Here is a 1,631-nt window from a genome sequence, read left to right as displayed (position 1 = left end):
AACCCAGAAGCACCCTTTGGATAGTAGCCGAAGGGATCCTTATAATAATTTACCCCTGCTATATCTAAATGTGCCCAAGATATTCCTTCTCTCACGAATTCTCGCAAAAACATAGCTGCAGTGATCGCGCCCCCATATCTTCCTGCGGAGTTGAGCACATCGGCAAATGGTGAATCAAGGCGTTTTCTCAGGCGCACATCGTCCAGGGGAAGTTGCCATAGCCGTTCTCCTGTGAAGGAGGATATCTCAAGCAAGGTATTACAAAAAGCCTGGTCATTTGAAAATAAACCAGCAGTATAAGGACCAAGCGCTACAGCGCAGGCACCCGTTAGAGTAGCTACGTCAAGGATGTAAGAGGGACTTAACCCAGAAGCAAAGCTCAAAATATCGGCCATTGTAACGCGCCCTTCGGCATCGGTGTTATCGATCTCTATGGTCTTTCCGTTGTATGCCCTAATTATGTCATCAGGTTTATAAGACGAGCCGCTCGGCATGTTTTCTACAGCTCCAATTAATGCATGTACTTCAATTTGAAGATTTAATTTGGGCAGTGTCCTCATGACTCCTAAAAGGGTGCAAGCTCCGGCTTTGTCGCCTTTCATCGTCCTCATATTTTCTGAAGCCTTGATATTTAAGCCCCCACTATCGAAGGTAAGCCCTTTGCCTACGAGAGCCACCTTGACCCTGGAATCGGCGGCTTGTTTATATGTCAGATGAATTAATCTCGGCGGATTTACCGAACCCTTACCCACAGCGAGCAGGGCATTCATGCCCATCTCTTCAAGCTCTTTCTCATCGTATATTTTGCAATCCAATTTCATGTCATCTGCCAATTCGGACGCGATATTAGCCAAGGAAAGGGGATTGATCACGTTGGGCGGTTCATTTGCTAGGCCTCTGGCATAATTTTGCCCACATGCCAAATGCACACCTCTTTCGATGAATTCGTCATCGCCGCCAATAATGTAAACATCTTTTATTCCACTTTCGCCTTTTTCTTTCTTAGTCTTATATAGATCAAATTGGTAGGACCCAAGCAAACACCCTTCCGCAATAGCTTGCGAAAGGGGAGCGCTGATCTTTGGAAAAAACAAATACAGCTCTTCTGCGCAAGATTTTTGTGCCTCTTTGGTGTAAATTGCAGCAGCCACCCTAAAATCATCCAGCTTTACCTCGGATTCCAAGCCAAGTCCCACTAAAAAGACCCTTGGAATGCGACTTCCCGGAAGTGTAACCTTGAACGCTTTTTCTTTTTTTCCATTAAAATTTTCGATGTCAGCCTGTAATTTAATCGGACCTTTTAAATCACCTAAGGCATCTAACGCCTCATCCACTTTGCCCTCAAATACAAGGACTCCCAAGGATTGAGCCCTCAATTCACTCAAGTTTGCATCGGATTTTAAAACTTTCAACAAAAACACCTCCAAAAATATATCGGCGGTCCAAGGGTCACGCTAATTATGGATAGCCAATTGCCAAAGCCATCTCCCTAAAGGGGACAATTTAAATTATATAGCTTTAACTTCGCGTCTTACAAATCGAGGAAAGCTAATTAGGCTTTAGCGTAGTTAGCATTTAGAAATCACTTTTGGACATTCCTTGGGATAAAAGCGCTGTCATGGGTTTTCAAA

The 1,631-nt window shown here is 44.1% G+C and carries 1 protein-coding gene; it reads right to left on the bottom strand.

The window, feature by feature from the left end; genetic code table 11:
* On the bottom strand, positions 1–1,421 hold a 1,421-nt coding region (locus Q7P41_RS11620), incomplete at its 3' end, for a leucyl aminopeptidase (protein WP_303884435.1).
* Between the last annotated feature and the right edge of the window lie 210 nt (positions 1,422–1,631).

It is taken from the genome of Acetomicrobium mobile (genome assembly GCF_937920065.1).
This window is presented reverse-complemented; position numbering and strand designations above follow the sequence as displayed.